General features: G+C 63.8%; 27 protein-coding genes and 1 tRNA gene. 21 read left to right on the top strand and 7 right to left on the bottom strand.

The annotated features are described in order from the left end of the window. Positions 1-75: 75 nt before the first annotated feature. Positions 76-1812: a phenylalanine--tRNA ligase subunit beta gene (gene pheT, locus ACWHYV_RS00710; RefSeq protein WP_447978748.1), complete on the top strand. Its 1737-nt coding sequence runs from the start codon at positions 76-78 to the stop codon at positions 1810-1812. A gap of 52 nt (positions 1813-1864) precedes the next feature. Here pheT and rplT read toward each other — a convergent pair whose 3' ends face one another. The 6 genes from rplT to ACWHYV_RS00680 form a co-directional block, all read right to left on the bottom strand. After that, positions 1865-2218: a 50S ribosomal protein L20 gene (rplT, locus tag ACWHYV_RS00705; protein ID WP_447978747.1), complete on the bottom strand. Its 354-nt coding sequence runs from the start codon at positions 2216-2218 to the stop codon at positions 1865-1867. Positions 2219-2299: 81 nt separating this feature from the next. Further along, positions 2300-2506 (bottom strand): 50S ribosomal protein L35, encoded by a 207-nt coding sequence (gene rpmI / locus ACWHYV_RS00700; protein ID WP_447978746.1) that lies wholly within the window; start codon positions 2504-2506, stop codon positions 2300-2302. 46 nt (positions 2507-2552) lie between these two features. Then, on the bottom strand, positions 2553-3044 hold the full coding sequence (infC, locus tag ACWHYV_RS00695; protein ID WP_447978745.1) for a translation initiation factor IF-3: 492 nt from the start codon (positions 3042-3044) through the stop codon (positions 2553-2555). 39 nt (positions 3045-3083) lie between these two features. Beyond that, entirely contained in the window at positions 3084-5024 is a 1941-nt protein-coding gene (thrS, locus tag ACWHYV_RS00690; RefSeq protein ID WP_447978744.1) for a threonine--tRNA ligase, read from the bottom strand. A gap of 121 nt (positions 5025-5145) precedes the next feature. Further along, positions 5146-5220, bottom strand: a tRNA-Val gene (locus ACWHYV_RS00685). A gap of 110 nt (positions 5221-5330) precedes the next feature. Further along, positions 5331-5906 carry a helix-turn-helix domain-containing protein gene (locus ACWHYV_RS00680; protein WP_447978743.1) on the bottom strand — a complete coding sequence of 192 codons (576 nt, stop codon included), beginning with the start codon at positions 5904-5906 and terminating at the stop codon, positions 5331-5333. Between the two features lie 165 nt (positions 5907-6071). Here ACWHYV_RS00680 and ACWHYV_RS00675 point away from each other — a divergent pair, with 165 nt between their 5' ends. The 11 genes from ACWHYV_RS00675 to ACWHYV_RS00625 all read left to right on the top strand — a co-directional run bounded on the left by ACWHYV_RS00675 (position 6072) and on the right by ACWHYV_RS00625 (position 16957). Continuing rightward, positions 6072-6524 (top strand): RrF2 family transcriptional regulator, encoded by a 453-nt coding sequence (locus ACWHYV_RS00675; RefSeq protein WP_447978742.1) that lies wholly within the window; start codon positions 6072-6074, stop codon positions 6522-6524. 26 nt (positions 6525-6550) lie between these two features. Then, positions 6551-9031: a sulfurtransferase TusA family protein gene (locus tag ACWHYV_RS00670; RefSeq protein ID WP_447978741.1), complete on the top strand. Its 2481-nt coding sequence runs from the start codon at positions 6551-6553 to the stop codon at positions 9029-9031. Between the two features lie 14 nt (positions 9032-9045). Continuing rightward, positions 9046-9792, top strand: coding sequence for a phosphoadenylyl-sulfate reductase (locus ACWHYV_RS00665; RefSeq protein WP_447978740.1), 747 nt, complete (start codon positions 9046-9048; stop codon positions 9790-9792). 58 nt (positions 9793-9850) lie between these two features. Continuing rightward, positions 9851-10264, top strand: a complete 414-nt coding sequence (locus ACWHYV_RS00660; protein WP_447978739.1) for a DsrE family protein — start codon at positions 9851-9853, stop codon at positions 10262-10264. A gap of 32 nt (positions 10265-10296) precedes the next feature. Continuing rightward, the gene (gene trpD / locus ACWHYV_RS00655) at positions 10297-11403 is read left to right on the top strand and encodes an anthranilate phosphoribosyltransferase (RefSeq protein WP_447978738.1); all 1107 of its coding nucleotides are present in this window, start codon (positions 10297-10299) and stop codon (positions 11401-11403) included. Then, positions 11400-12197 carry a sulfate adenylyltransferase subunit CysD gene (gene cysD / locus ACWHYV_RS00650; protein ID WP_447978737.1) on the top strand — a complete coding sequence of 266 codons (798 nt, stop codon included), beginning with the start codon at positions 11400-11402 and terminating at the stop codon, positions 12195-12197. The genes trpD and cysD overlap by 4 nt, the downstream gene beginning before the upstream one ends. A gap of 141 nt (positions 12198-12338) precedes the next feature. Further along, the gene (locus ACWHYV_RS00645) at positions 12339-14183 is read left to right on the top strand and encodes a GTP-binding protein (protein WP_447978736.1); all 1845 of its coding nucleotides are present in this window, start codon (positions 12339-12341) and stop codon (positions 14181-14183) included. Between the two features lie 111 nt (positions 14184-14294). Next, complete coding sequence (locus ACWHYV_RS00640) at positions 14295-15215, top strand: Mrp/NBP35 family ATP-binding protein (RefSeq protein WP_447978735.1); 921 nt, start codon at positions 14295-14297, stop codon at positions 15213-15215. Between the two features lie 21 nt (positions 15216-15236). Then, positions 15237-15980 carry a PCP reductase family protein gene (locus ACWHYV_RS00635; protein ID WP_447978734.1) on the top strand — a complete coding sequence of 248 codons (744 nt, stop codon included), beginning with the start codon at positions 15237-15239 and terminating at the stop codon, positions 15978-15980. An 81-nt stretch (positions 15981-16061) separates the two neighbouring features. After that, complete coding sequence (locus tag ACWHYV_RS00630) at positions 16062-16820, top strand: hypothetical protein (RefSeq protein ID WP_447978733.1); 759 nt, start codon at positions 16062-16064, stop codon at positions 16818-16820. Further along, positions 16820-16957, top strand: a complete 138-nt coding sequence (locus ACWHYV_RS00625) for a hypothetical protein (RefSeq protein WP_447978732.1) — start codon at positions 16820-16822, stop codon at positions 16955-16957. Before ACWHYV_RS00630 ends, ACWHYV_RS00625 begins: the two co-directional genes overlap by 1 nt. A 19-nt stretch (positions 16958-16976) precedes the next feature. Here ACWHYV_RS00625 and ACWHYV_RS00620 read toward each other — a convergent pair whose 3' ends face one another. Next, positions 16977-17114: a hypothetical protein gene (locus ACWHYV_RS00620; protein WP_447978731.1), complete on the bottom strand. Its 138-nt coding sequence runs from the start codon at positions 17112-17114 to the stop codon at positions 16977-16979. Positions 17115-17322: 208 nt separating this feature from the next. On the opposite strand from ACWHYV_RS00620, the gene ACWHYV_RS00615 reads away from it, so the two are divergent. The 9 genes from ACWHYV_RS00615 (at position 17323) to aroA (ending at position 26017) form a co-directional block, all read left to right on the top strand. After that, the gene (locus ACWHYV_RS00615; protein WP_447978730.1) at positions 17323-18075 is read left to right on the top strand and encodes a YebC/PmpR family DNA-binding transcriptional regulator; all 753 of its coding nucleotides are present in this window, start codon (positions 17323-17325) and stop codon (positions 18073-18075) included. Positions 18076-18170: 95 nt separating this feature from the next. Further along, a complete protein-coding gene (gene ruvA / locus ACWHYV_RS00610) occupies positions 18171-18776 on the top strand; it encodes a Holliday junction branch migration protein RuvA (protein WP_447978729.1) in 606 nt (201 codons plus the stop codon). Positions 18777-18778: 2 nt separating this feature from the next. Then, positions 18779-19297, top strand: coding sequence for a hypothetical protein (locus tag ACWHYV_RS00605; protein ID WP_447978728.1), 519 nt, complete (start codon positions 18779-18781; stop codon positions 19295-19297). Between the two features lie 11 nt (positions 19298-19308). Next, a complete protein-coding gene (gene ruvB, locus ACWHYV_RS00600; RefSeq protein WP_447978727.1) occupies positions 19309-20313 on the top strand; it encodes a Holliday junction branch migration DNA helicase RuvB in 1005 nt (334 codons plus the stop codon). A gap of 172 nt (positions 20314-20485) precedes the next feature. Next, a complete protein-coding gene (gene pheA, locus ACWHYV_RS00595; protein WP_447978726.1) occupies positions 20486-21568 on the top strand; it encodes a prephenate dehydratase in 1083 nt (360 codons plus the stop codon). Positions 21569-21571: 3 nt separating this feature from the next. Next, a complete protein-coding gene (hisC, locus tag ACWHYV_RS00590) occupies positions 21572-22651 on the top strand; it encodes a histidinol-phosphate transaminase (RefSeq protein ID WP_447978725.1) in 1080 nt (359 codons plus the stop codon). Between the two features lie 18 nt (positions 22652-22669). Continuing rightward, positions 22670-23683, top strand: a complete 1014-nt coding sequence (gene aroF / locus ACWHYV_RS00585) for a 3-deoxy-7-phosphoheptulonate synthase (RefSeq protein ID WP_447978724.1) — start codon at positions 22670-22672, stop codon at positions 23681-23683. A 92-nt stretch (positions 23684-23775) separates the two neighbouring features. Beyond that, entirely contained in the window at positions 23776-24687 is a 912-nt protein-coding gene (locus tag ACWHYV_RS00580) for a prephenate dehydrogenase (protein ID WP_447978723.1), read from the top strand. Between the two features lie 10 nt (positions 24688-24697). Then, positions 24698-26017 (top strand): 3-phosphoshikimate 1-carboxyvinyltransferase, encoded by a 1320-nt coding sequence (gene aroA / locus ACWHYV_RS00575; RefSeq protein ID WP_447978722.1) that lies wholly within the window; start codon positions 24698-24700, stop codon positions 26015-26017. Positions 26018-26058: the final 41 nt, after the last annotated feature.

The following is a 26058-nucleotide window of genomic DNA, read 5'->3' as shown; positions in this document are numbered from 1 at the left end:
TGCGGCTTTCGGCCTCTTGGCGCTTTCAACCGTCCACGTCTCGATCCTCCGTCCACACTCCTCTTTCTTCGTAGCATGCCGACCATCTCGATCAACCGGCACGATCTGGACAGCCTGCTGGGGCGCGCGACCTCGGACTCGGTCAGCGTCGAGGAGTTGGAATCGTGGCTTCCGCTGGTGAAGGGCGAGCTCAAGGACCACGACACCGACAGCGGGGAGCTGCGGATCGAGCTGCAGGACAGCAACCGACCCGACCTCTGGTCCTGCGAGGGGATCGCCCGGCAGATCCGCACCAAGCTGGCCGGCGAAGCCCAGCCGTACCCTTTCTTCCGATCGAAGACCCGGTCCCCGCATCGGCTCACCGTGAGCCCCGGGCTTGAGCACGTCCGGCCCTACGTCGCCGCGTGCACCGCGGTCGGGTACGAGATCACGGAGGCGGGCCTCGCCCAACTCATCCAGGTTCAGGAGAAGCTGGCGGAGATCTTCGGTCGCAAGCGACAGACGGTCTCCATCGGCGTGTACCGACTTCCTGCGATCGTCTTTCCGATCACCTATGGGCTCTTCAAGCCCGACGATGCACGGTTCACCCCGCTCGGGTTCGAGGAGAAGATGACGGCCCGCGACATCCTGGCCGTCCACCCCAAAGGGATCGAGTACGGCTCCATTCTCGCCCCTTTCGATCGGGTGCCCCTCCTGATGGACGACGAGGGGCAGGTCCTTTCGCTTCCCCCGATCATCAACAGCCGCGAGATCGGCGAGGTCCGGGTCGGTGATCGCGAGCTGCTCGTCGAAGTCACCGGGACTGACTTGCCGATGGTGCTGTTGACCCTCAACATCATGGCCGTGAACCTCGCCGATCGAGGCGCGACCGTGGAGACCGTCGACGTCGCTTATCCCTACGAGACCGACTTCGGGAAGACCGTGCGGACCCCCTACGACTTGAGCAAACCGCGCCCGATCCCGATCCGGATCATCGAGTCGGCCCTCGGCCAAGAGCTCGATCCGGATGAGATCCGGGTCGCGCTCCGGAACTACGGCTACGAAGCCACCGTGACGCGGGAGAAGGTCTCCGTCAAGCTGCCCCCCTACCGGAACGACCTCATGCATCCGGTCGATGTCATCGAGGACGTCGCGATCAGCCGAGGGTATGCGAGCTTCACGCCGATCATGCCCGCGGCGTTCACGGTCGGCGGGTTGTCGCGCGCGGAGCAGCTCTCGGACCGCGTGCGGGACCTCATGGTCGGTTTCGGGTTCCAAGAAATGATGTCCAACCTGCTCTCATCGCGCGGCGAGCTGGTGGAACGGATGCGGCTGGACGGCACGAGCTGGGGCCAGGTCGTCGAGGTCGAGAACGTGATGACGCAGAGCTATAGCTGCCTGCGTCAGTGGATCATCCCGTCGTTGTTGCGCGTCGAGTCCGTCTCGACCCGGACCTTCTACCCGCATCGGCTCTTCGAGGTCGGCGAGATCGCGATCCCGGACCCGCTGCACGACCTCGGCTCACGGACCGTGCTCTCGCTCGGCGCCGTCGTGACGCATGCCACGGCGAACTTCTCCGAGATCCATTCGGTCCTGGATCTCTTGTGCTACTACCTCGGCTGCTCCTATCGCCTGGAGCCCGTCGAGCACCCGTCGTTCCTCGAGGGCCGGGCCGGCCGTTTCTTCATCGGCGAACGGATGGCGGGCGTCATCGGCGAGGTGCACCCCGAAGTGCTCGAACGCTGGCAGATCGCCATGCCGACGGCGGCGTTCGAGCTGCTGATCGAAGGGCTGATCGAGGCGGATGACCGGGAAGGGCGAGGCCCGGGCTGAGGGGAAGCGGTTGCCGCTTCACGTCCTCAGCCTCGGATGGTCTGGCGGCCGCTCAGGCCGGCTGTTTCGCAAGGTCGGCGAGCTTCTGGAAGCCCGCGGGATCGTGAATGGCCATCTCGGACAGCATCTTCCGATCCAGGCCGATATCGGCTTTCTTGAGCGCGGCGATGAAGCGGCTGTAGGTGAGGCCGTGCGCGCGCACCGCGGCGCTCAGCCGCGTCACCCAGAGCCGCCGGAAGTTCCGCTTGCGCTTCTTCCGCTCGACGTAGGCGTACGCCTGCCCCTTGTCGACCGATTCCGTCGCCGTCCGGAACAGCCGGCTCTTGGCCCCGTACTGCCCCTTGGCTAATTTGATCCGCTTCTTCCGTCGCTGCCTGGTTTTCGGACCGCCTTTGACGCGTGGCATCTGTCACTCCTTCCTGACCTGAACGCCTTCCTCATCCGCCATCGAGAGGTGAAGGCTGCTGGTTCCTGAGCTGATGGTGTGTTACGCCTGATACGGCAACTGGCGGCTGATCGCGTACGTCCCGGTGTCTTGCACCGGCACCAGGCCTTTGAGCCTGCGCTTGCGATCCCGGGCCTTGCTCGTCAAGAGGTGCCTCCGCCCGGCTTTTCGTCGCACGAGCTTGCCGCTGCCGGTGCGGGTGAACCGCTTGCTCGCTCCCGAATGGGACTTCAGTTTCAACTTGGCCATGTTCGCGTCCTTTCTCCTGTTCGCTCGTTTCCGCCGCGCGACGCCGTCAACTCTTCGGCGCGACGATCATGATCAGGCTGCGCCCCTCCATCCTGGGCGCATACTCGATCGTCCCGGATTCCGCCAACTGCTCCACCACCGTATTCATCACCGCGCGGCCCAGCTCTTGGTTCGCCATCTCGCGGCCGCGGAACGTGACCGTGACCTTCGTCTTGTTGCCCTCGGCCAAGAACTCCTTGATCTGCCGGATCTTGATCTCCAGGTCGTGCTTGTCGGTCCGGGGACGCAGCTTGATTTCCTTGACCTGCGTGGACTTTTGATGTCGGCGGCTCTGGTGTTCCTTCTTGCTGAGTTCATACTTGTACTTGCCGTAGTCCATGATCCGGCACACCGGCGGCTGCGACGTGGGAGCGACCTCGACCAAGTCGTACCCCATGTCCTGCGCCTTTCGGAGCGCGTCCGGTGTGGGGAGAATGCCCAACTGCTCTCCTTCAGGGCCGATAACCCGAACTTCCCGAATACGGATCTCCCGATTCACCCTCAGCTTCGGAACGATAAGCCACCTCCTCGATGAATGTTACGCGTCGAAACTCTTCCGGATCTCCGACTGGATCCGTTCGATCACCGCCGCCACCGTCATGCTGCCCAGGTTGGCCCCGCTTCGCCCGCGCACCGACACGGCCCCTCCCTCCATCTCGCGGTCGCCGACGACCAGCATGTACGGGATCTTGGCCTTTTCGGCCTCCCGGATCTTGAACCCCATCTTCTCGTTGCGCAGGTCCGCCTCCGCCCGCAGTCCCGCCGCCTTGAGCTGGGCTTCGACCGAGCAGGCATAGTCGCGTTGCTTGTCCGTGATCGTGAGGATCCTGGCCTGGACGGGTGCGAGCCACGTCGGAAACGCTCCGGCGAAATGCTCGACCAGGATACCGAAGAAGCGCTCGATGGAGCCCAATAGGGCCCGGTGGAGCATGATCGGTTGATGGGGCTTCCCGTCCTCCCCGGTATAGGCCAACTCAAACCGCTCCGGGTTGTTGAAGTCGACCTGCACGGTCGAGCACTGCCAGGCCCGGCCGAGGACGTCCTTGATCTTGATGTCGATTTTCGGGCCGTAAAAGACGCCTTCGCCCGGATCGATCCGGAACGCGATCCCTCGACTCTTGAGCGCTGCCTCCAGGGCCCCGGTGGCCTGTTCCCATCGCTCGAGCGACCCGACCGCCTTGTCGGGCCGTGTCGAGAGGTACACCTCGAAGTCGGAGAACCCGAAGGTCTTGAGCATCGAGAAGGTGAAATCGAGCACCCGGCTGACCTCGGCCTCGATCTGGTCCGGGCGGCAGAAGAGGTGCGCGTCGTCTTGTGTGAAGCCGCGCACGCGGAGCAACCCGTGGAGCACGCCCGTACGCTCGTACCGATAGACGGTCCCCAATTCGGCGTACCGGGTCGGGAGGTCCCGATAACTCCGCAGGTGCGACTTGTAGATCATGATGTGGAAGGGGCAGTTCATGGGCTTCAATTGGTATTCGCTCGCTTCCACCTTCATCGGGACGAACATGTTCTCGCGGTAGTAGTCGACGTGGCCGCTGGTCTTCCAGAGGTCCAGGCGGGCGACGTGCGGTGAGTAGACGATTTCGTAGCCGTGCTTCAGATGTTGCTCCCGCCAGAAATTCTCGATCAGCAGGCGCACCAGGGCCCCCTTGGGATGCCAAAGGACCAGGCCGGGACCGATGTCATCCTGGATGGTGAAGAGATCGAGCTCTTTGCCGAGCTTCCGGTGATCCCGCCGCTTGATCTCTTCCAGCCGGTTCAAGTACGCGTCCAGCTCGGCACGGGTCGGGAAGGACGTCCCGTAAATGCGCTGGAGCATGGGATTCCGTTCGTCGCCGCGCCAGTAGGCCCCCCCGGTCGTCAGCAGCTTGAAGGCGCCGACGCGCCCCGTGCTCGGGAGGTGCGGCCCGCGGCAGAGATCGACGAATCCGGCGCCTTGGTCGTAGAGCGAGACGGTTCGGTCTTCGAAGTGCTCGATGATCTCGACCTTGTAGTGCTCTCCACGCTCGCGGAAGAACTGAATGCCCTGCTCCCTGGGCATCTCGATCCGCGTGAACGGTCGGTCGGCCTTGATGATCTCGAGCGCACGGGCCTCGATCTTTTCCAGATCCTCGGGCGTAAACGGACGATCGAAGGCGAAATCGTAGTAGAAGCCGTCCTCGATCGCCGGTCCGATCGTCAACTGGGCGGTGGGGAACACCTCTTTGACCGCCTGGGCCATGATGTGAGTGCTGCTGTGCCGATACACCTCTTTGCCTTCGGGCGACTCGAAGGTGAGGGGCTCGATGCTCGCATCCTCCGTCAACGGCGCGCTCAAATCCATCGGCGCCCCGTTCACCAAAGCCGCAATCACCGCGTCCGACAACGCGCCTGCTGCCTTCAAGGCCGCCGAGACCGTCGTCCCTGCCGGAACGCGCTGGCTCCGCCCGCCTTTCAGCGTCACCTGGATCTCTCGATCAGCCGCCGTCGTGCTCATACGCTTTCAAACTTTCCACCCTGCGTGCTCCTCTGAGCACGGGCCTGCAACGTCGTTGCGCATCGCCTGTACGAAAAGAAAAGGCATCACACCGCAAGGCGGTCCGATGCCTGTGGCGGGATGGTAGGCGCGGACGGTCTTGAACCGTCGACCTCTACCGTGTCAAGGTAGCGCTCTCCCCCTGAGCTACGCGCCTAATGTGGTGCCATGCTAATATAGGCCCGCCCATACTGTCAAGAATTTGAAACGCTTACAGCATACCCCGTCGCTGGTGAGCTCACCGGGAGGATGTCGCTGGCAGGCGGGTTAATCCTTGCGCCCTTTTTCCCGTTTGACGGCGATCCGCAGCTCGCTGATCTTCTTGCGCAGCGTATTCCGATTCATCCCGAGCAGGTGGGCCGCTTGGATCTGATTCCCGTTCGTCTCCTTCAAAGCGAACGTGATCAGCGGTCGCTCGACCGCTGAAATGAGCATGGGGTGCAGATCCCGGCCGGCCGTGCTCTTCATGCCTTTGACGAACTCGCCCAACTTCGATTCGATGTAGTGCTCCAGGCAGACCTTCTCGCTGTTCGCGCCGACGTACCCGTTCTGAGTGCGGATACCGTTGAGGAAGCCGCAGGCGTGCCGGAGAAAGTCCGCAGGGCCCGTCAAGACCATGCTTTGAGCCGGGTCGACCGCGCGTTGCACCTGCGCCAGCTCGGTCAGCGCGCCGCGCTTGGCTTCGACCAAGACCGCATCGAACGGACGTTTACTTTTGGGGATGGATCCGAGATCCTTGGCCATCACCAGCGTGACGTCTTTGAGGTTCTTCTTGAGGTGGCTTTGGAGGTCTTGATCCTGGCTGAGAACCAGAACCGTGAAGGAAGCCGACCGGGTCGTCATGGGTCCCACCGAAGAGGGGCGGATTATCCACCAAGGCCTGGATGATGTCAATGATGATCTCCTGCTCACAGAAAGGCCGACTTCTCGGCCAGTCCTCTTGACAACGTCGTCGTTTCCCGTGTAATAAACTGGCTCATTAAGTTATTCCTATCGGAATACTCAAATATGCGGGTCTCGCTCAAAGCCACGTATGGAATCATGGCCGCGGTGGATCTGGCTCTCCAAAACGGAGCGCTGCCCGTTCAGTCCAAGTCCATTGCCCGACGGCAAGGCATCCCGGTGCGTTTCCTCGAACAGGTCCTGCATGCGATGAAGAAGGCGGGCCTCATCGAGAGCACACGAGGGGCTCAAGGCGGGTACATCCTCAGCAAGCCCGCTTCCGAGTTGTCGCTGGCCGCCATCGTCGAAGCTCTCGACGGCCCGCTTTCGGTGCCGCGCGATCCGCGTCGTGATGGGCGCCGTCTCCCTGAGCGCACGAAGCTGGAATCGCTGCTCGCGCCGGTGTGGGAACGGGTCCGCCGGGCTGAACTCGAGGTCCTTTCGGCCGTGACCGTCCATGAGTTGATGGAACGCTACCACGAGCTCGAGCAGCAGCATGCGTTGATGTACCACATTTGATCTGAGACCAATCCCACGGAGATGCCATGGCTCCCCTAACCACCACCGAGATCAAGACCCAGCCCGTACCACCGGAGATTCTCGACGAAATCGAGACGTTCGAGGGGGAGGTCCGGAGACTGAAAGCCGGGGAAGTCCCGGCCGACGTCTTCAAGCCCTTCCGCCTGCAACACGGCATCTACGGCCAACGGCAGCCCGGAGCTCAAATGTTCCGGATCAAGATTCCGTTCGGGGGCCTCACGGCCAACCAGCTCCGGCGCGTCGCCGAGCTTGCCGACCGCTATGCCACCGGCGTGGCCCATGTCACGACTCGGCAGGACATTCAGCTGCATTTCGTCCTTCTCGACGATGTGCCGACCATGATGCGGCAGTTGGCAGAGGTGGGGCTCACTACCCGCGAGGCGTGCGCGAACACCGTTCGGAACGTGACGGCCTGCCATCTGGCCGGTGTCTGTGCCGGTGAGGTGTTCGACGTCACCCCCTATGCCAAGACCGTTGCGCTGCACCTGCTCCGCAATCCGTTGAATCAAAGCTTGCCGCGGAAATTCAAGATTGCGTTCTCGGGCTGCCGCCACGACTGCGCGCTCACGCCGATCCACGACATCGGCCTCCTGGCGGCGCGCCGCGACGACGGGGCCATCGGCTTCCGCATGGCGGTCGGGGGAGGCTTGGGCTCCGCTCCCCGCATCGCCCAGGTCCTGCGCGACTTCGTTCCGATCGACGAACTGATCCCAAGCATTGAAGCGGTGCTCAAGGTGTTCGACGCGCTGGGTAACCGGAAGAACCGCAACAAAGCCCGCATGAAGTTCGTGATCGACAAATTGGGATTTCCCGAATTCAAGCGCCGCTGGGAAGAGGCCTACGTCGCGATGGGCCATGCCCGGCCGAACGGCGCTCCCGTGCGCCTCTTGTCGCATGAGGATCATCCCACCCCGCTGATCATGCCGCGCTCGGCGAAGGCGTCCGGGAACGGGGACGCCGCGGGGAACGGGAACGGCGCAGGTCAGGACGGGGCCTATGAGGCCTGGAAACGCACGAACGTCCTCCGCCAAAAACAAGACGGTTATGCCGCGGTCATGATCAAACTGCCGATGGGCGACATCACCGCGTCGCAGATGTATGCCGTCGCGGACCTCGCCGAGACCTATTCAAACGGCAATCTCCGCACGACGATCAATCAAAACCTCATCATTCGGTGGGTGCCGGAAGGTCGCGTCGAGGATCTCTACCACGAGCTGGCCGCCCATGGTCTGAGCGATCCCGGAGCCGAGCTGGTGGAGGACATCATCGCGTGCCCGGGCACGGATACCTGCGGGCTGGGGATCACCTCTTCGAAAGGGCTGGCGCGGGCCATGGCCGAGATCTTTCCGCCGGGCCACGTCCCGGACGATCTCGCCGGCGTGAGCGTCAAGATCAGCGGTTGCCACAACTCGTGCGCCCAACACCACATTGCGACGATCGGTTTGCACGGCGTCGGGAAGCGGATCGGAGACCACTTCGCTCCACATTACGAGCTGCACCTCGGCGGGCGGGTCAACGGCACGGCGAAGATCGGGCAGATGACGGTGAAACTGCCGGCGAAGAACGTTCCAGCAGCCGTTTCCCACCTGCTCGCGGTCTACCGCCGAGACCGTCGCCAGGGGGAGTCCTTTCCCGCTTTCATCGACCGTGCCGGGAAGGCGGCGCTCAAAGACGAGCTGATCGGGTTCACCATCGTCCCCCCGTTCGAAGAAGATCCTTCCTATTACTATGATTGGGAAGGGGAGCACGAATTCGTGCTGGAGGATCTCGGACCGGGCGAGTGCGCGGGCGGCGCGTTGGAGATGATCGACAACCGAATGCTGGAGGCGGAACAGGAGCTCTATCAAGCCCGCCTGCTGACCGACAAGCATCAGTATGGTATCGCGGTGAACAAGGCCTATCGCGCCGTGCTCGCGGCGGTCAAGGCCCTGCTCGTGACCGAGGGGCTGGACCCGGCGACCGACGCCGATACCCTGACCGAGTTCGAGCGGCGCTTGGCGCCGCGCGGGATTCTGCCGGCCACCTATCGGACGCTGGCGGCGGACATCGGCGACCTGGGGCCCAAAGAACCCTCCCCCGACTTCGTGCGGGGCAAGATCGCCTTCGCTCAGGGATTCGTGGAGGCGTGCCGAGCGGCCACCGAGCAGATGGGCAAGGATCTGAAACTGAAATCCGACTCGGGGGCGTCGGAGGCGCCGGGCCAGCCAGGGGACGGCCACCGCGAGCAGGGCCGGGCGCCGGAGACGACCGCCGCGCCCGTCTATGACCTTCGCGGCGTCGCCTGCCCGCTCAACTACGTGAAGACGAAGCTCAAGCTCGAAATGATGGAAGCCGGCGAGCGGCTCGAGGTGTGGTTGGATGCCGGTGAGCCCATCAAGAACGTGCCCATGAGCCTCCGGAACGACGGGCATACAATCCTGGCGCAGGAGCCGTTGGAGCCCGCGGCGGCCCATTTCAAGATCCTCGTCCAGAAAGCGGACGGGTAACGAGGCACTCACCCGTGAACCCGGACGCTCCGACCACCCGACCATCCCCCGAGGCCCTCAAGGCCTTGAGCGATGCGTTTGAGTCCCAGCAGCCGTGGGACGTCTTGGCCTATGCGATCGCACACTATTCGCCGAAGCTCATCCTCGCGTGCAGCTTCGGTGCGGAAGACGTGGCACTCGTCGATATGATCCATCGGCTCGACCCCGACGTGCCGCTCTTTTACTTGGACACGGATTTCTTGTTCCCTGAAACCTACGAAGTGCGCGACCGCATCGTGGCGACCTATCAACTGCCGCCGAGCCAAGTGATTCAGGTGAAGTCGCGGCTGACTCCCGAGCAGCAGGCGGCCGAATACGGCGACGCGTTGTGGGCGCGGAACCCCGACGAGTGCTGCCGGCTCCGGAAGGTGGAGCCCCTCGCCCGTGTGCTCCAGGGCTACGCCGCCTGGATCACGGGCATCCGGCGAGACCAAGCGCCCACCCGAGCGAACGCCGGGCTGGTCGAATGGGATCAGCGGTTCGGGCTCGTCAAATTCAACCCGCTGGCGAGATGGAGCGCCGGGGACGTTTGGACCTACATCCGGCTCCACGACGTTCCGTACAATGCGCTCCACGACCGAAACTATCCGAGTATCGGATGCACGTACTGCACGGCGCCGGTCGCGCCCGGAGAGGACCCTCGTTCCGGCCGCTGGAAGCAGTTCGGCAAGACCGAATGTGGATTGCATCCCGGCACGCCGGCTCCGGTCCGGCGTCCATGAGCCGGCCTGTCCGGTCTCGCGTGCGGGCCGTCTTCGAGAGGAGTAGAGGATCGCGGTCATGAAAAAACTCGCCGTCATCGTCACCCGAGGGGCTTACAATAATCTGCTGCAGGCGTGCCAGTTGGCGCGCATGGCCGTCGAGGCGGGCGCTCAGGTCAGCATGCTGTTCCGAGACGAAGCCGCATCCAAGTTGACGCTCGACAAGATCCACGAGCTCACGTTTTCAGACGGCTATCGGGGGCGCGAGGTCCGCGTGCGGACCCTGTTGCGCGAGCGCAAGCTCAACGATCTCCCGTTGCTGTTGCGCGAGCTGAAAGAGAAGGGCGACGTCAAGCTTTCGGTGTGCCGGGACTCGCTCGACTACTTCGATATTTCGGTCGAAAAACTGATCGCGGAGCTGGACGAGGTCCAGCGGGCCGAGGCCTTCTGGAAGGAAGAAGTCGCGACCGCCGACCAGGTGTTGACCTTCTGAGAGAGCCTGCGGCCGCACCGAGTCAAAGAGGCATGACGACGATGACGGATGATCGAGGACGCCGACCGACGGCGACACAGACGCCCATGACGATGCAGGCGCTCATTGCCAAGATCGGCAAGGGTCCCAAGACGTCCAAGGACTTGACCTGGGATGAAGCCAAGCAGGCGATGCGCCTCCTGGTGGAAGGTAAGGCCTCGGACGTGCAGGTCGGGGCCTTCCTGCTGGCCATGCGGGTCAAGCTCGAGTCGGTATCGGAGCTCGCCGGCTTGACATCCGCCGCGCGCGAGTACGTCCCGCCCTTGCGCGTCACGTCGACCCGACCGCTCGTCGATGTGGCGACCTATGCCGGCAAGCAGGATACCTTCCACGCCCTCATCGGCGCGGCGATCGTTGCGGCGGCGGCGGGCGCGGGGGTCTTGATGCACGGCCACGAGGGCATCGCCGGCCGTGCAAGCAGCGCCGCGGTGCTCTCCGCGCTGAACATCCCGACGGATCGCGCGCCCGACCGGGTGGCGCAGGACCTCGCCGCCAACGGCTTCGCTTACTTGGATGTCGCGCTGTATCACCCGCCGGTGTCACGCTTTCTTCAGCTCCGCCAGGAGCTCGGCGTGCGCAGCTTCTTTCACCCGGTTGCCAAGATGCTGAACCCGGCGCGGGCCGCCGTCCAACTGATCGGCGTCACCCATCCCCCGTACTTCGAGAAGACGGCCGAAGCGCTCCGCATGTTGGGTAGCCGACGGGCATTGGTGCTGCGGGGGGTGGAGGGCGACCCCGAGCTGTCGCTTACCGGCGCCACCCGGCTGTTGGAGCTCAAGGACGAACGGATCCTCCCGCTGTCGCTCGGGCCCAGGGACATCGGCCTCCCCGCCGGCGCCTTTCGCGACATGGCGGGGTGTTCCCCGGCGCATCTCGACCAAGAGGCGGGATTGCTCCGCAAGATCCTCACCAACCAACTTCGTGGTCCTCAACGCGATTGGGTCGTCGCCAACGCCGCGTTGCTCATCTACGCCGCCGGGCTCAGCGCCTCCATCTCGGCCGCCGTCCCCACGGCGCAGCAGACGATCGAGACCGGCGCGGCCGGCCGCACCTTGTCGCTCCTGAGCGGGTCGTCTTCAGCGAAGGAGTCCGCGGCATGAAACACTTACGCCAACTGGAAGATCAGAGCGTCTATATCTTTCGCGAAGCCTACAAGCACTTCGACAATCTGGCGATGCTGTGGTCCATGGGCAAGGACTCGACGGTCCTGCTCTGGCTCGCACGAAAGGCCTTTTTCGGGCACGTCCCGTTCCCATTGCTGCACGTCGACACAAGCTACAAGATTCCCGCGATGATCGAGTACCGGGACCGTCTCGCGCGCGAATGGCGCTTGAACCTCGTCGTCGGACAGAACAAGGAAGCCCTCGCGGCGGGGATGAATCACACGATGGGGCGCGTGACCTGCTGCACCGCCTTGAAGACGAACGCGCTCAAGCAGTTGATCGAGGAGAAGGGCTACACGGGGATCATCCTCGGCGTCCGGGCCGACGAGGAAGGGACGCGCGCCAAGGAGCGCTACTTCTCGCCTCGTGACAAGCATGGCGATTGGGACTTCCGGGATCAGCCGCCCGAGTTATGGGACCAGTTCAAGACCACGTTCCCTGAGGGCACGCATATTCGGATTCATCCCTTGCTCGACTGGACCGAGATCAACATTTGGGAATACATCAAGCTCGAGAACATCCCGTTCATCGATCTCTACCTCGACAAGGGCGAGGGCACCCGGTATCGCAGTCTGGGCTGTGCACCGTGCACGACCCCGATCCGATCGACGGCGAAAACGGTCGACGACATCATCGAGGAATTGCGCCATACCACCGTCGCGGAACGGGCCGGGCGAGCCCAGGACGAAGGGCGGGGCATGGAGTTATTGCGCAAAGAAGGCTACATGTGACGAAGAATGCTGAAACGGGCATCCAGCTTCGTTCTCGGGTCGAAAAAATCCTCAACGTAGCCCAGAGGCTACGCCTCCGGTTTTTTCTCCCCTGCGGCCTCGCTGCCTGCCCGTTTGAGCATTCTTCCGTATGAGAACGGCATGGGAACAATAGACACCAAAGCCTCCGAGACCATGCAGATCGTGATCGTCGGGCATGTGGATCACGGGAAGTCCACCTTGTTGGGACGGCTGTACGCCGACACCGGCTCGCTGCCCGAGGGCAAGATCGAGAAAGTCCGGGCCATCTGCCGGCAACAGGGGAAGGAATTCGAATACGCGTTCCTGTTCGACGCCTTCTTGGAAGAGCAGGAGCAAGGCATCACGATCGACACCGCTCGGACGTTCTTCAGCTGGAACGGCCGGCAGTACATCATCATCGATGCGCCGGGGCACAAGGAGTTCCTCAAGAACATGGTGTCGGGGGCGGCGCGGGCGGAGGCGGCCCTCCTCGTCATCGATGCATTGGAAGGCGTCAAAGAGCAGTCCCAGAAGCATGGGTACCTCCTTTCGATGCTGGGCGTGAAGCAGGTCGCGGTCGTCGTCAACAAGATGGATCTCGTCGGTTATCGTCAGGACGTCTTCGACGGGATCGAAAAAGAGTACCGGGAGTTCCTGGCCCAGGTGAAGGTCACGCCGGAGCGGATCATTCCGGTCAGCGCGAAGCTCGGCGACAATATCGCGACCCGGAGCCGGTCCATGCCCTGGTACACGGGCCCCACGGTCCTGGAGACCCTTGGGCTCTTCACCAAGGAGACGGCACGCGCGGAGCAGGCGCTGCGTTTCCCGGTTCAGGACGTCTACAAATTCGACGCCCGCCGCATCATCGCGGGCCGGCTCACGGCCGGGCGCCTGAAGGTCGGGGACAAGCTGGTCTTCTCTCCTTCCAACAAGACCGCCAACATCAAGACGATCGAAGCCTTCAACGTCGAGCCGCCCCCCGTGGAGGCCCACGCCGGCCAGTCGATCGGCATCACGCTCGACGAGCAGATTTTCATCGAACGTGGAGAGGTGGCCTCCCATCCGGACGATATTCCGCTGGTCTCGACGGCCTTTCGCGGCAATCTGTTTTGGCTCGGACGCCGGCCGCTCGAGCGGGGGAAGAAATACCTCATGCGATTGGCGACTCGGGAGGTCGGGTGCGAAGTGGCGGCGGTCCACCGCATCGTCGATACCGCCGACCTCAACCAGCTCCAAGGCGGCCAGACGGTCGAGAAGAACCAGGTGGCGGAGGTGACGCTGCGTCTGAAGGCGCCGATCGCGTTTGACCTCTCGCGGGCCTTCGAAGTCACCGGACGGTTCGTGATCGTCGATGAGTACGACATCGCGGGTGGCGGGATCGTCACGGAGCTCGTGCGTGACGAGCAGGAGGTCCTGCGGGACGAGGCGCGCCGCCGGGATTTTGCATGGATCAAAGGAGAAGTCGGGCTGGAGGACCGCGCGCAGCACTACGGGCATCGCGCGGCCATCGTCCTGTTGACCGGCGGCCGGCATACGGGCAAGTCCTTCCTGGCGCGGAAGCTCGAAGCCATGCTCGTGGCGGAGGGGCGCCACGCCTACTTGCTCGACGCGGAAAATCTCCGGCGCGGCCTGGACGCGGATTTGTCCCAGACGGACACCGCGCATGCCCTTGAAATGGTCCGGCGCTACGGAGAAGTCGCCCGGCTGCTCGTAGACACGGGCCTCATCGTAGTCTCGACCACCAACCCCTTCGGGCTCCCCATCGATCAGGTGGTGGAATCGATCCGCACCCTCGTCCACCCGACGCCCGTCATCGCCGTCCATATGAGCAAGACCGACGAGGATCCGCCGCCCAAGACTGATCTCCATTTCGCGGGTCCCAAGGACTTCGACGAGTCCGCCCGACGGATTCTGGAAGAGCTGAAGCGGAAAGGGGTCCTCGCCCACGCGATCGGGGCCAAGCCGACCTTTCAATACTCGATCTAGCCTCGGCCCCGGCGGCCTACGGCCCCGCCGTGAGGGCGGCGGACGCGGAACCACGCCGGCGCCGGGCCCGCGCTTGCGTCGGTCGAAATCGCTATGCTACGGTGACTCGCCATGGCACCTGAAAAAGACCTGAAGGCCATCCTCAGCAAGCTGCAATATTCCGACGACGCCAAGGTGGTTCAGCAGATCACCGAGCAGATGCGCCAGGTGCAGGCTCGCATGGCCGGGATTCAGCACAAACTGGTCGTCATGAGCGGGAAAGGCGGCGTCGGAAAGAGCATGACGACCGTGAACCTGGCCTTGGCATTTGCGCGCCAGGGCGCCGCCGTGGGCCTGCTCGACGTCGACCTGAACGGCCCCTGCGTGCCCCGGATGCTGGGCATGACGGGGCAATCGATGACCCTGACGTCCGAGGGCGCCATCCCGCCGGTCGGTCCGCTCGGCGTCAAGGTGGCCTCGATGGATTTTTTCCTCGACCCGGCCTCCCCCGTCCGGTGGAAGGGGCCCATGGATGTCAGTCCCGTCTGGCTCGGCGTGATGGAAATGAACGTCATCCGGGAGTTCCTGGCGGATGTCGCCTGGGGCCAGCTCGACTACCTGCTCACCGATCTCCCGCCGGGCGCCGCCGCCGACAAGCCGCCGGTCATCGCCGGCTTCATTCCCGATCTCGCCGGGGCCATCGTGGTCACCACCCCATCGGAAGTGGCCTCGGACGTCGTCCAAAAGTCCGTGACCTACGCGCGGGACATGGGCATCCGTGTGCTGGGGATGGTCGAGAACATGAGTCAGTACCGATGCCCATCGTGCGGGGCCGAACACGAGCTGTTCGACGGCAATACCGAGGCGCTGTGCGAGGCGCTGGATTTGCCATTGTTGGGCCGGATTCCTTTCGACCGCACGCTTGCCCGGACCTTCGACAAGGGTGCGCCGCTGCTCGATGCCGACTACCCGACGATTCAGCGTTACCAGGAGATCGCCGGACGGATCCGCGCGCTGCTGGATTACAAGAAGGTCCTCGCCGAACAACTGTGAGCCGGTCCAAGAGGAGACGCCATGAAATTCGTATGTCTCAACTGTGAAACCTACATGAGCTTCGAGAAGGTCGAGAAGCCGGCAGAAGGCTCCTTGGGCGTCTTCTTCGGCTGCCCGTCGTGTGGAGCGAAATTTTCCATGGTCACCAACCCCGGTGAGACCCAGATGGTCAGCTCCCTTGGGGTCCAGCTCGGCGGACGAACCACCGCCGCGGAACCCTTCGAAATGACCCGGGGCACGCTGAAAGACGAAGCGCTGGCGGGTTCCGGTCAGATGGCGGCCTACCTCAATGAGAAGATTCAAGCCGGTCAAGCGGCGCCGACGGGGAAGACGGCGACACCCAAAGAAGGCGAAAAATCTTCCGGCGGTTGCCCGTTTTCCGCCATGGTCGCCCAAATGGGGCTGACGACCGGAAGCAAGCCCGGGCACGCGGCAGCCTCCGACCTCATCTGGACACCGGACGCCAAGGAAAAGCTCGATGCCTTGCCGTCGTTCGTCCGGCCGATGGTCCAGAGCAGCGTCGAAGCCTACGCGCGCAAACACGGGTACAAGACCATCAACCTCCAGGTCATGGACGACTCCAAGAACGACTCCAATGGGGTCGCGTGGACGCCCGAGGCCGAAAAGCGGTTGGAGAACATTCCGGACTTCATTCGCCCGATGGCCCGACGTGAAATCGAACGCCTCGCGAAGGAACGCGGTGCGGCGACGATTACCGCCGACGTCATGGATGAAGCCAAAGAGAAGTTCATGAAGTTCATGTAACCACCGCTGACTCCCTTGCCTACCACAGGCCCATCCGGTATAAAGCCGGATGGGCTTTTTACTGGTCAGAGCGGCTCCTGGATGACATCCCTTACGAGAACCGCGCTCCGCTTCGCGTTGGCGAGCGCCCTGTTGCTGCTCCCGGCTTCCTATCTCGACGCCCATGACGGGATGGATCAGACGGCCGGTCACGGGCACGACGCCGCCCATGGCCATGGCACTCCTGACCGGCATGACCAGTGGGAGGGGAGCCCGGCAGGCACCGCGTACTCGGAGTTCAATCACCACTTGGCCGGCGTCTTCGTCATCGTGATCGGCCTCAGCGAGGCGGGGACCTGGTGGCACCCGCGTTCATTGGGCTGGCTGCGTGTTCTCCTGCCCGCCTCGATGGCGGGGGCCGGCATCTTCCTGTTGATCTGGAGCGATCACAACGCCTGGCCGATCGGAGCGATGAGCGTCCGCGACACGTTTCTCACCGGCGAGTGGGAAACCGTCCAGCACAAGTGGTTTGGCATCCTGCTCCTGGCGATTGCCGTCGTCGAAGGGATCCGCCGGAGCGGCAAGGCGACGCGGCCATGGACCCGGTTCCCTCTTCCCATCTTTGCGATCCTCGGCGGACTCTCGCTCTTCTTTCATAGCCACGGGGCGCATCCCGCGGCCCATGCGATCGCCATGCACCATGCCATCATGGGGGCCATGGCCGTCACAGCCGGGTCGAGCAAGCTGATGTCCGGGCGAAGGTCCCCGACCACCCCTACAATACGGCCGGCCGGAGACCTCGCTTGGGCCGCGTTCGTCTTGCTCATCGGAATCCAACTGCTCGTCTATTCGGAGTCCTGATGGCGCGTGCGAGCGGCTCGTCCAGGATCGCCGGCTTCCCCTCGGCATTGGTACCCGGCCTGGGGCGGCTCGACCGAAGGCAATGGCTCAAGGGAGCGGCGTTTTTGAGCACCGCCATGGCCTCGACGTTTCACTAGGATCCAGCGCGGAGACCCTTCAGGCCAGACACACGTGCTTGCCGGCCGGGGCCGTCCGCCGATCGGCTCCCTGCTCCTCCAGGTCGTTCCGCTTGGCGCCCTTGCCCTCTGGAGCGCCGCGGACGCCATCCGCGGCGACTCGCCCTCGCGTCCTCACCGCACGGCGCCGTCGCGTTGACACCCCTCTTCTGACTGTGTTAGACCACCGTCAAACTACACATCTCGTGCACGTCCAGGCTGCTCAAAGACGCCGCCCGGTAGGGCGGCTGAAGGCGACACGCCAGCGAGGCCCAGTACCATAGGCATAGGCGGGGCTTCCAGGTCGATCCGCTGAAGACCGACAGCAGCTGGTAGAGGAGGGAGACATGGGCGGCCATAGTCACTGGGCCACCGTCAAGCGGCACAAGGCCGCACAGGACGCCAAACGAGGCAAAATCTTCACGCGGTTGATTCGCGAGCTGACGATTGCCGCACGCAGCGGTGGGGACCCCGATGGCAACCCGCGGCTCCGGCTGGCCATCGCCAAGGCCAAGGACGCCAACATGCCGGGCGACACGCTGAAGAAGGCGATCCAGCGCGGGACCGGAGAGCTCCCGGGTGTGAGCTATGAGGAGTTCACCTTGGAGGGGTACGGGCCGGGTGGAACCGCCCTCCTCTTGGAGATCACGACGGACAACCGTAACCGGACCGTCGCGGAGATTCGCAGCCTCCTGACGAAGAACGGCGGGAACATGGCTGAAGCTGGCGCCGTCGCCTGGCAGTTCCACAAGAAGGGCCTGCTGACGGTCGAGAAGGGGAAGGTGGATGAAGACAAGCTCTTGTCGCTGGCGCTCGAAGCCGGTGCGGAAGACGTGAAGAGCGATGAGAAGACGTTCGAGGTGATCACATCACCCCATGACTTCGAATCCGTCAAGAAGGCCCTTGCGGACGCGCATATCGAGACGACGGTCGCCGAGGTCACGTTCGTCCCCCAAAACTATGTTCGGCTCGAAGAGAAGGCGGCCGAACAAATGCTCAAGCTGATGGAGATCCTCGACGAGCACGACGACGTTCAGAAGGTCCATGCCAATTTCGACATCCCCGAGGCGATCATGGAGAAAGTCGCCGCAGCCGGCTGAGCCATGCGGACCATGTGACCACTTCCCGGTGAGATCTTGCCGAACACCGCTGTTCACTCATCGCCCAGCACCGCTCCCTCATCGTTCGGGGCTCAATGATCGCGGCGTTGACGGGCCGGCTCGCCGCAAAATCCCCCTCGTCGGTCGTGCTCGATGTGCACGGCGTCGGGTATGAAGTGGCGATCCCCCTGAGCACGTTTTATTCCCTTCCCGAGCTGAACGAATCCGTGTCCCTCCGCGTGCACACCCACCTGCGCGAGGATGCCATCCAGCTCTTCGGGTTTCTCAGCGGGGCGGAGAAAGAAGCGTTCGTCCTGCTGACAAGCATTTCCGGCATCGGGCCCAAGCTTGCGCTCAGCGTCCTGTCTACGCTGACCGTCGGTGACCTCGTCTCCGCAGTGGAGTCAGGGGACGTCGCGAAGCTGGCGACGGTGCCGGGGATCGGCAAGAAATCGGCGGGGCGTATCGCGCTCGAGTTGAAGGACAAGGTCGACAAGCTTGCTGCGCTTCCCTCAGCCGCCACCCCGCGCACCGACGACCATGGGGGGAAGATCCACGACGATGCGCTCTCCGCGCTCGTGAACCTAGGATACAAGGGGCCGGAGGCAAAGGAAGCCCTTCGGCGCATCGCACAGTCGCATGCCTCGATGCCGCTCAAAGACCTGATCCGTGAAGCGCTGAAGGACTTGGCAAGGGGGTAGCCATGGGATGGAGGCCCGCGTTGATTCGAAGATCCGTTCGTCCGCTCGTGCGGTCTTCGGGGGCGTCGCTGCTCGCGGTCGCGCTCGCGCTCCTCATCAGCACGCCTTTGATCGGGCAGGCGGAGGAGACCGCGGAGCCCAAGAGTCAGCGGTTGACCTGCGGGTCGTGCCCCGAGGGCTACGCGACGACAGGGGTGACGGCGGACCCGAAGATCTGTAAAGAGGGCGACCCGACCCTCGTCCAGTGCGTCCCGCTCGGCGCCAACATCCTGGCCGTTTGTGGCTCCTGCCCGGAAGGATATCGAGAGGTCGGCAGTTCGCTTCTGCCGGCTCGCTGCGGGACCCTCGAAGGCGGTCGCCTGAGCCAGTGCCAGTTGCAGAAGATGGAGTCCGCCCTTCCGGATCCGAAGCAGGGCGGTGTGACCTGTCCTCCCGACTGTGGAACGACGGCGGCTCCCGGGCAAGGTGCGCTTCCGCCGCCCCCGACGTATCGGCGCCATTTGGAAAAGAAGCCCGAGTAGCTATGGTCCCCATGCCCGAACGCGTGGTCAGCCAACAGGTTTCCGACGACGATCGCAGCCTCGAGGCCGCCTTGCGGCCGCAACGCCTCGAACAGTACATCGGGCAGGACCGGATGAAAGAGGCGCTGCGTGTCTGCATCGACGCCGCGAAACGCCGGGGCGAAGCCTTGGACCACGCGATCTTCTATGGGCCGCCCGGCCTCGGCAAGACCACGATCGCCCACATCATCGCCAAGGAAATGGGCGTGGCGATTCGTTCGACCTCCGGTCTCGTGCTGGCCCACGCCGGCGACCTGGCGGCCATTCTGACGAACCTGCAGGAGGGCGACGTCCTGTTCATCGATGAGATCCACCGGCTCCCGGCGACGGTCGAAGAGGCGTTGTATCCCGCCATGGAGGACTATCAACTCGATCTCGTCGTCGGGCAGGGACCCTCGACCCGGACGATCAAGCTCGACCTTCCGAGGTTCACACTGGTCGGGGCGACGACGCGGGCGGGCGCCTTGACCTCTCCATTGCGCGAACGATTCGGCATCGTGCATCGGCTCGACTTCTATTCCGCCTCCGATCTTCAGATGATCATCGTCCGCTCGGCCGGGCTGCTCAACATCCCGATCGAGGCCGACGGAGCGGCTGAAATCGCCACGCGCGCGCGGGGCACGCCGCGGATCGCCAACCGCCTGGTCAAACGCGTGCGGGACTTTGCGGAAATCAAGGCCGAAGGGCAGATCACGCGGGCGGTCGCCCAGGAAGCGCTGACGTGGTTGGGGGTCGATGCGGCCGGGTTCGACGACATGGACCGGAAGATCTTGCGGACGATGATCGACAAGTTCAAAGGGGGACCGGTCGGGGTGGAGTCGCTGGCGGCCGCGGTGAACGAAGAGAAGGCGACCCTCGAAGACGTCTACGAGCCCTTTCTCATCCAAGCCGGCTACATGGAGCGCACGGCCCGTGGACGGCAGGCGACCCGGCTCGCGTTTCAACATTTTGGAATCATGAAGGATTTGCTCGGATGACGGCCGATCAGCGTGGCCTCGCCTGTCCGGTCGGCGCCCGGGCAGATTCCCTTCGGGTGGATCGTCGCTATCCTCTTCATATCCTTGAAAGTTCAAGCGTCTCTTCTGTATGATCTGACTTTCCTCATCCTCTTACGTCGTCATCAGGCAGCCATTACCTGAGTCGCAACCCATGGCGGACGGAAAAGATATCGCGGCCTATCGCAAGGCCATCGACCGCATCGACGACGAAATTCTCGCACTGCTCAATGAGCGGTCCCGCAACGTCATCGAGATCGGCAAGCTCAAGAAACAAAGCGACACTGAGGCAAATCTCCACACGCCGCGTCGTGAGGCGGAGATCGTCGAGCGCCTCATGCACGCCAACACGGGCCCGTTCCCGAACGAGGCGATCCGATCCGTCTATCGCGAGATCATGTCGGCTTCGCTGTCGCTGGAGGGACCGCAGAAGGTGGCGTACCTCGGCCCGCGCGCGACGTTCACGCATCTCGCCTGCATCCAGAAATTCGGCACCTCGGCCCAATACGTGCCGGTGAACAGCATCAAGGACGTCTTCAATGAGGTCGAGCGCGGGCGGGCGCATTTCGGGATCGTGCCGATCGAGAACTCCACCGAGGGGGTGGTCAACCATACCTTGGACATGTTCATCGATTCGAACCTCGTCATCTACGGCGAGGTGCTCCAGGAGGTCTCGCATCATCTCTTGTCGAAAAGCGGGCGTCTGGAAGACATCACGACCATCTACTCCCATCCGCACGCCATCGCCCAATGTCGCAATTGGCTCGAGGTGAACGTGCCGAAGATCCCCGTGGCGGAAGTGCCGAGCACGGCCCGGGCGGCCGAGCGATGTGCGGAAGATCCGACCGCCGGCGCCATTGCCTCGGAATTGGCGGCCGAGTTGTACGGGCTCAAGGTGGTCCGGTCCCGGATCGAAGACAATGTCAACAACTTCACGCGCTTTCTGGTGCTCTCCCAGAAAGCTCCCGAACGAACCGGCAAGGACAAAACGTCGATCATGTTGTCCGTCAAAGACAAGGTCGGCGCGCTGTATGAGCTTCTCCGCCCCTTCGCGTCCTACGGCATCAACATGACGAAGATCGAGTCCCGGCCGTCTCGCCGCAAGGCGTGGGAATATATTTTCTTCGTCGACATCGAAGGGCACACGGAAGAGGATCGCATCAGGAAGGCGATCGAGGAAATCAAGGGCCGCTGTCTCTTTCTCAAGATTCTCGGATCGTACCCGATCCACTCCTAGCCTATGAGCTTGCGCGTTCATCCAGACATCGCCGGCCTTTCCCCGTACGTCCCCGGGAAGCCGATCGACGAGCTCGAGCGGGAATTGGGCATCCCGCGCGCCATCAAGCTCGCCTCCAACGAGAACCCGCTGGGGCCCTCACCCAAGGCGCTCGCCGTATTGAGCGACACGGCGGCGACCTTGAACCGTTACCCGGACGGCGGGGCATACCGGTTGAGACAGAAGTTGGCCGAGCGCCACAAGGTGGCGCCCGAGCAGGTCATCTTGGGCAATGGATCGGATGAGCTCCTCGGTCTCTTGGCCCGCGCCTTCCTCGCCCCGGGCGACGAGGCGGTCATGGCCGACCAGACCTTTGTCATCTACCGCATGGAAGTCACCGCGGCCCACGGCGTTCCTGTCGTCGTCCCGCTGAACGGCTGGCGTCACGACTTGCCCGCGATGGCCGAAGCGGTGACGCCCCGGACCCGGCTCGTGTTCGTCTGCAATCCCAACAATCCCACCGGGACGATCGTGACCGCGGCGGAGGTCGACGAGTTCATGGCCCGGGTCCCGCACGACGTCATCGCGGTGTTCGACGAAGCCTACGTCGAGTACGTCCGGGACAGCCGGTACCCGGACAGTCTCGGCCTCCTCGCCCAGGGTCGCAACGTCATCGTCCTCCGTACCTTTTCCAAGATCTATGGGCTCGCGGGGCTGCGGATCGGATACGGCGTGACCACGCCCGAGATCACCGGCTATCTCAACCGCATCCGCCCCCCATTCAATGCGAACAGCATGGCACAGCGCGCCGCGGAAGCGGCGTTGTCGGATGACGATCACGTGGCGCGGAGCCGCGCCTTGAATGCCTCGGAAATGACCGTCGTGCGAGACGGGCTGCGGGCTCTGGGATTCGATCCGGTGCCGAGCGAAGCCAATTTCCTTTTCTTCGACGTGCGCCGCGACGGCCGGCGGGTCTTCGAGGCCCTGCTCCGTCAGGGCGTCATCGTACGCCACATCGAAGGCTCTCTGTTGCGGGCGACGATCGGCCTGCCGGACGAGAATCGTCACTTTTTAGATGCGCTCAAGAAGGTCGTCTTGGGCTGAAGTACCGAGAGGGCAATTATGATTATTGTCTTAAAGCCTGACGCCACGGAACGCGAGATCGATCACATCCTGGACCGGCTTCGCGAGCTGGGCCTGAAGTCGCACATCTCCACCGGAGAGGAACGGACGATCATTGGGGTCATCGGCGACGATCGCATCCTTCAAAACCAGCCGCTCACCGCCTTCCCCGGTGTCGAGAGCGTCACCCCGATCCTGGCGCCATGGAAACTCGTCAGCCGGGAGTTCCGCCGGGAGAACACCGTGATCGATGTCGGCGGCGTGAAGATCGGCGGCAAGAAATTGACGATCATGGCGGGGCCCTGCGCGGTCGAGAAACTCGAATTGACCGTGGGGATCGCCCATGAGGTCAAGGCCGGAGGGGCCAGCATTCTCCGGGGCGGCGCCTACAAGCCCCGCACCTCGCCGTATTCCTTCCAGGGCGTCGGCCGGGAAGGCTTGGATTATTTGTTGGAAGCCAAGCGCCAGACGGGCCTGCCCGTCGTGAGCGAGATTCTCGATACCCGCGACATCGAGCTCTTCCTCCAGAAGGTGGACATCATTCAGATCGGTGCACGGAACATGCAGAACTTCGAGCTGCTCAAGGAGGTGGGCGCCTACGACAAGCCCGTGCTGCTCAAGCGAGGTCTGAGCTCGACGATCAAGGAATTCTTGCTGTCGGCCGAATACATCATGTCGCGCGGAAACCGCAATGTGCTGCTGTGCGAGCGCGGCATCCGCACCTTCGAGACCCAATATCGGAACACGCTCGATTTGGCCGCCATTCCCTCGCTCAAGGAGCTTTCGCATCTGCCGGTCATCGTCGATCCGAGCCACGCGACGGGCAAGTGGCACCTGGTGGCGCCGATGGCCAAAGCCGCGATCGCGGCGGGGGCCGACGGATTGCTCATCGAGGTCCATTCCAACCCCGAATGTGCCCTCTGCGACGGGGAGGAATCGATCAAGCCGGCGAAGTTCAAGGAATTGATGCACGACGTGAAAAAAATCGCCGAGGCGGTCGGGCGGGAAGTATGAGAGCAGCCAACCGGCGCTTTGCGGCGATCGCGCCCGCCGATGCGCCCGTCATCACCCCACGCCGCTCCGCCGCCTGAGCCATACCGACCCGCATGACTGCATCCCGTCTTCATTTCAACCGCGTCGTCATCATCGGGGTGGGCCTCATCGGCGGCTCCCTCGGCATGGTGATGAAGCGCCACCGTCTCGCGGATTCGATCATCGGAGTCGGGCGGCGGATCGAAAACCTGCGGACGGCCGTCGAGCTCGGCGCGATCGACGCGTATGTCGGTGACGCCAGGGACGCGGTGACCGACGCGGACCTGATCGTGCTCGCCACGCCGGTCGACACGTACGAGCGGCACCTCAAGGAATGGGGTCCGCGACTCGCCTCGGGGGCGATCGTGACCGACGTCGGCAGCGTCAAAGGAGCGCTCGTCGAGCAAGCGGAACAGCTCCTTCCGGCACGCGTGCGGTTCGTCGGGGCTCATCCCATCGCAGGCCGCGAGAAGACCGGTGTGGCCGCCGGCTCGGTGGATCTCTTCCAAGGCGCCCGGTGCATCATCACGCCGACCAGCCGCACCGATGCGAACGCCGCCGGGAAGGTCCGCGCCCTCTGGGAAGCGGCCGGCTCGAGCGTCTTTTCGATGGATCCCTACCTGCACGACCGCGTGTTGGGGGCGGTCAGCCATCTCCCGCACGTGGCGGCCTTCGCTTTGATCAACGCGCTCGTCGATCTGCGCGCCTCTTCGCTTCCCGAGCTCGATCTCCTCTCGTATGCCGGCGGCGGGCTGCGGGACACCACGCGCATTGCGGCGAGCTCGCCGGAGATGTGGCGGGATATTTTTCTGTGGAACCGCGACAACGTCGTCACCTTGATCGATCTCTACCAACGACACCTCGATCGGTTGAAGCATCTCATCGCGGAGCGCAACGGCGACGGGCTCGAGCACCTCCTGGAGCAGGCCCGGCAGGCCCGCGAACAGCTCAATCCGGTTCCGACGGGCTCGTCGCGTCCGGGCTGAACAAGCGATCATGGCGACCCTCACGATCCACCCAGCCGGTCCGCTCAGGGGAACGATCACGGTCCCGGGCGACAAGTCCATCACCCACCGAGCCATCATGTTGAGCGCGTTGGCGAACGGGACCACCACGATCCGGGGGTACTGCCGTGGAGAAGACTGCCTGAACACCGCTCGGGCCTTCCGCGCCATGGGGATCGAGATCGACGAGACTCCAGGGGCGCTCCGGGTGACGGGGAAGGGGCAGTGGGGCCTCACCGAACCGTCGATACCGCTCGATTGCGGCAACTCGGGCACCGGGATTCGCTTGCTCACGGGATTGTTGGCCGGTCAGGACTTCTTTACCGTCCTCACCGGGGACGACTCGATTCGCCGGCGGCCGATGGGCCGGGTCGTCAAACCGCTCCGAACGATGGGGGCGACGATCGCGGGGCGGAAGGGGGGAGAATTCGCGCCCTTGGCGGTCCTCGGAAGCCGGCTGCACGGCGTCACCTACGCGTCGCCGGTGGCAAGCGCGCAGGTGAAGTCGGCGCTCCTGCTCGCCGGCCTTTGTGCGGAGGGCGTGACGCGGATCGCGGAACCACGACCGTCCCGCGATCACACCGAGCGGATGTTCCGGTTCTTCGGCATCCCGATCGTCCAGACGGGAACGGCCGTGGAGCTGCACGGGCGGCCGGCGGCCGGATGGGCTGCACCGGGCGAGATCACCATTCCCGGCGATCTGTCGTCGGCGGCCTTTTTCCTCGTCGCCGCATCGATCATTCCGGGCTCCGACGTGACGATCACCAACGTGGGCGTCAATCCCACCCGTACGGGGCTGCTCGATATTCTCAAGGCCATGGGGGCGAACATCGAGCGGCTGCATCCGCGCGAGCAGGCCGGAGAGCCGGTCGCCGATCTGCGGGTTCGTGCCGCACCCTTGCACGGCGTGCGGATCGGGGCCGAGCGCGTCCCGCAAACGATCGATGAATTCCCGATCTTGTGCATCGCCGCGGCGATGGCCGACGGGCAGACGGTCGTGTCGGGCGCCGAAGAGCTTCGGGTCAAAGAGAGCGATCGCATTGCGACGATGGCGGCGGAGCTGAGAAAGATGGGGGTGGCGGTCGACGAAACGCCCGACGGGATCGCGATCGAGGGCTCGCCGTCACGCCGATTCCGCGGGGGTTCGTGCACGAGCCACGGCGACCATCGCGTCGCGATGTCGCTCGCGATCGCCGGCATGCTCGCCGACGGTCCGACCGCGATCGCAGGCGCGGCCTGCATCGAAACCTCCTTTCCGGAATTCGAGACCACGCGTGCGGCCTTGTTGACTCAGAGGTCGCGAGGCCTATAATAGGCCCTTTCACCGACTCATGAGGAGCTTCTGATCATCGC

This window comes from Candidatus Nitrospira bockiana, assembly GCF_965152565.1.
This window is presented reverse-complemented; position numbering and strand designations above follow the sequence as displayed.

Bases quoted from the DNA above. Each gene is read 5' to 3' on its own strand.
- ACWHYV_RS00660 (WP_447978739.1), top strand. From the start codon at position 9,851: ATGAAAAAACTCGCCGTCATCGTCACCCGAGGGGCTTACAATAATCTG.
- ruvA (WP_447978729.1), top strand. From the start codon at position 18,171: ATGATCGCGGCGTTGACGGGCCGGCTCGCCGCAAAATCCCCCTCGTCG.
- ACWHYV_RS00615 (WP_447978730.1), top strand. From the start codon at position 17,323: ATGGGCGGCCATAGTCACTGGGCCACCGTCAAGCGGCACAAGGCCGCA.
- ACWHYV_RS00640 (WP_447978735.1), top strand. From the start codon at position 14,295: ATGGCACCTGAAAAAGACCTGAAGGCCATCCTCAGCAAGCTGCAATAT.
- ACWHYV_RS00645 (WP_447978736.1), top strand. From the start codon at position 12,339: ATGGGAACAATAGACACCAAAGCCTCCGAGACCATGCAGATCGTGATC.
- aroA (WP_447978722.1), top strand. From the start codon at position 24,698: ATGGCGACCCTCACGATCCACCCAGCCGGTCCGCTCAGGGGAACGATC.
- ACWHYV_RS00670 (WP_447978741.1), top strand. From the start codon at position 6,551: ATGGCTCCCCTAACCACCACCGAGATCAAGACCCAGCCCGTACCACCG.
- ACWHYV_RS00675 (WP_447978742.1), top strand. From the start codon at position 6,072: ATGCGGGTCTCGCTCAAAGCCACGTATGGAATCATGGCCGCGGTGGAT.
- hisC (WP_447978725.1), top strand. From the start codon at position 21,572: ATGAGCTTGCGCGTTCATCCAGACATCGCCGGCCTTTCCCCGTACGTC.
- ACWHYV_RS00635 (WP_447978734.1), top strand. From the start codon at position 15,237: ATGAAATTCGTATGTCTCAACTGTGAAACCTACATGAGCTTCGAGAAG.
- ACWHYV_RS00605 (WP_447978728.1), top strand. From the start codon at position 18,779: ATGGGATGGAGGCCCGCGTTGATTCGAAGATCCGTTCGTCCGCTCGTG.
- pheT (WP_447978748.1), top strand. From the start codon at position 76: ATGCCGACCATCTCGATCAACCGGCACGATCTGGACAGCCTGCTGGGG.
- ACWHYV_RS00580 (WP_447978723.1), top strand. From the start codon at position 23,776: ATGACTGCATCCCGTCTTCATTTCAACCGCGTCGTCATCATCGGGGTG.
- ACWHYV_RS00625 (WP_447978732.1), top strand. From the start codon at position 16,820: ATGGCGCGTGCGAGCGGCTCGTCCAGGATCGCCGGCTTCCCCTCGGCA.
- rplT (WP_447978747.1), bottom strand. From the start codon at position 2,218: ATGCCACGCGTCAAAGGCGGTCCGAAAACCAGGCAGCGACGGAAGAAG.
- trpD (WP_447978738.1), top strand. From the start codon at position 10,297: ATGACGACGATGACGGATGATCGAGGACGCCGACCGACGGCGACACAG.
- pheA (WP_447978726.1), top strand. From the start codon at position 20,486: ATGGCGGACGGAAAAGATATCGCGGCCTATCGCAAGGCCATCGACCGC.
- ACWHYV_RS00630 (WP_447978733.1), top strand. From the start codon at position 16,062: ATGACATCCCTTACGAGAACCGCGCTCCGCTTCGCGTTGGCGAGCGCC.
- aroF (WP_447978724.1), top strand. From the start codon at position 22,670: ATGATTATTGTCTTAAAGCCTGACGCCACGGAACGCGAGATCGATCAC.
- cysD (WP_447978737.1), top strand. From the start codon at position 11,400: ATGAAACACTTACGCCAACTGGAAGATCAGAGCGTCTATATCTTTCGC.
- rpmI (WP_447978746.1), bottom strand. From the start codon at position 2,506: ATGGCCAAGTTGAAACTGAAGTCCCATTCGGGAGCGAGCAAGCGGTTC.
- ACWHYV_RS00680 (WP_447978743.1), bottom strand. From the start codon at position 5,906: ATGACGACCCGGTCGGCTTCCTTCACGGTTCTGGTTCTCAGCCAGGAT.
- thrS (WP_447978744.1), bottom strand. From the start codon at position 5,024: ATGAGCACGACGGCGGCTGATCGAGAGATCCAGGTGACGCTGAAAGGC.
- ruvB (WP_447978727.1), top strand. From the start codon at position 19,309: ATGCCCGAACGCGTGGTCAGCCAACAGGTTTCCGACGACGATCGCAGC.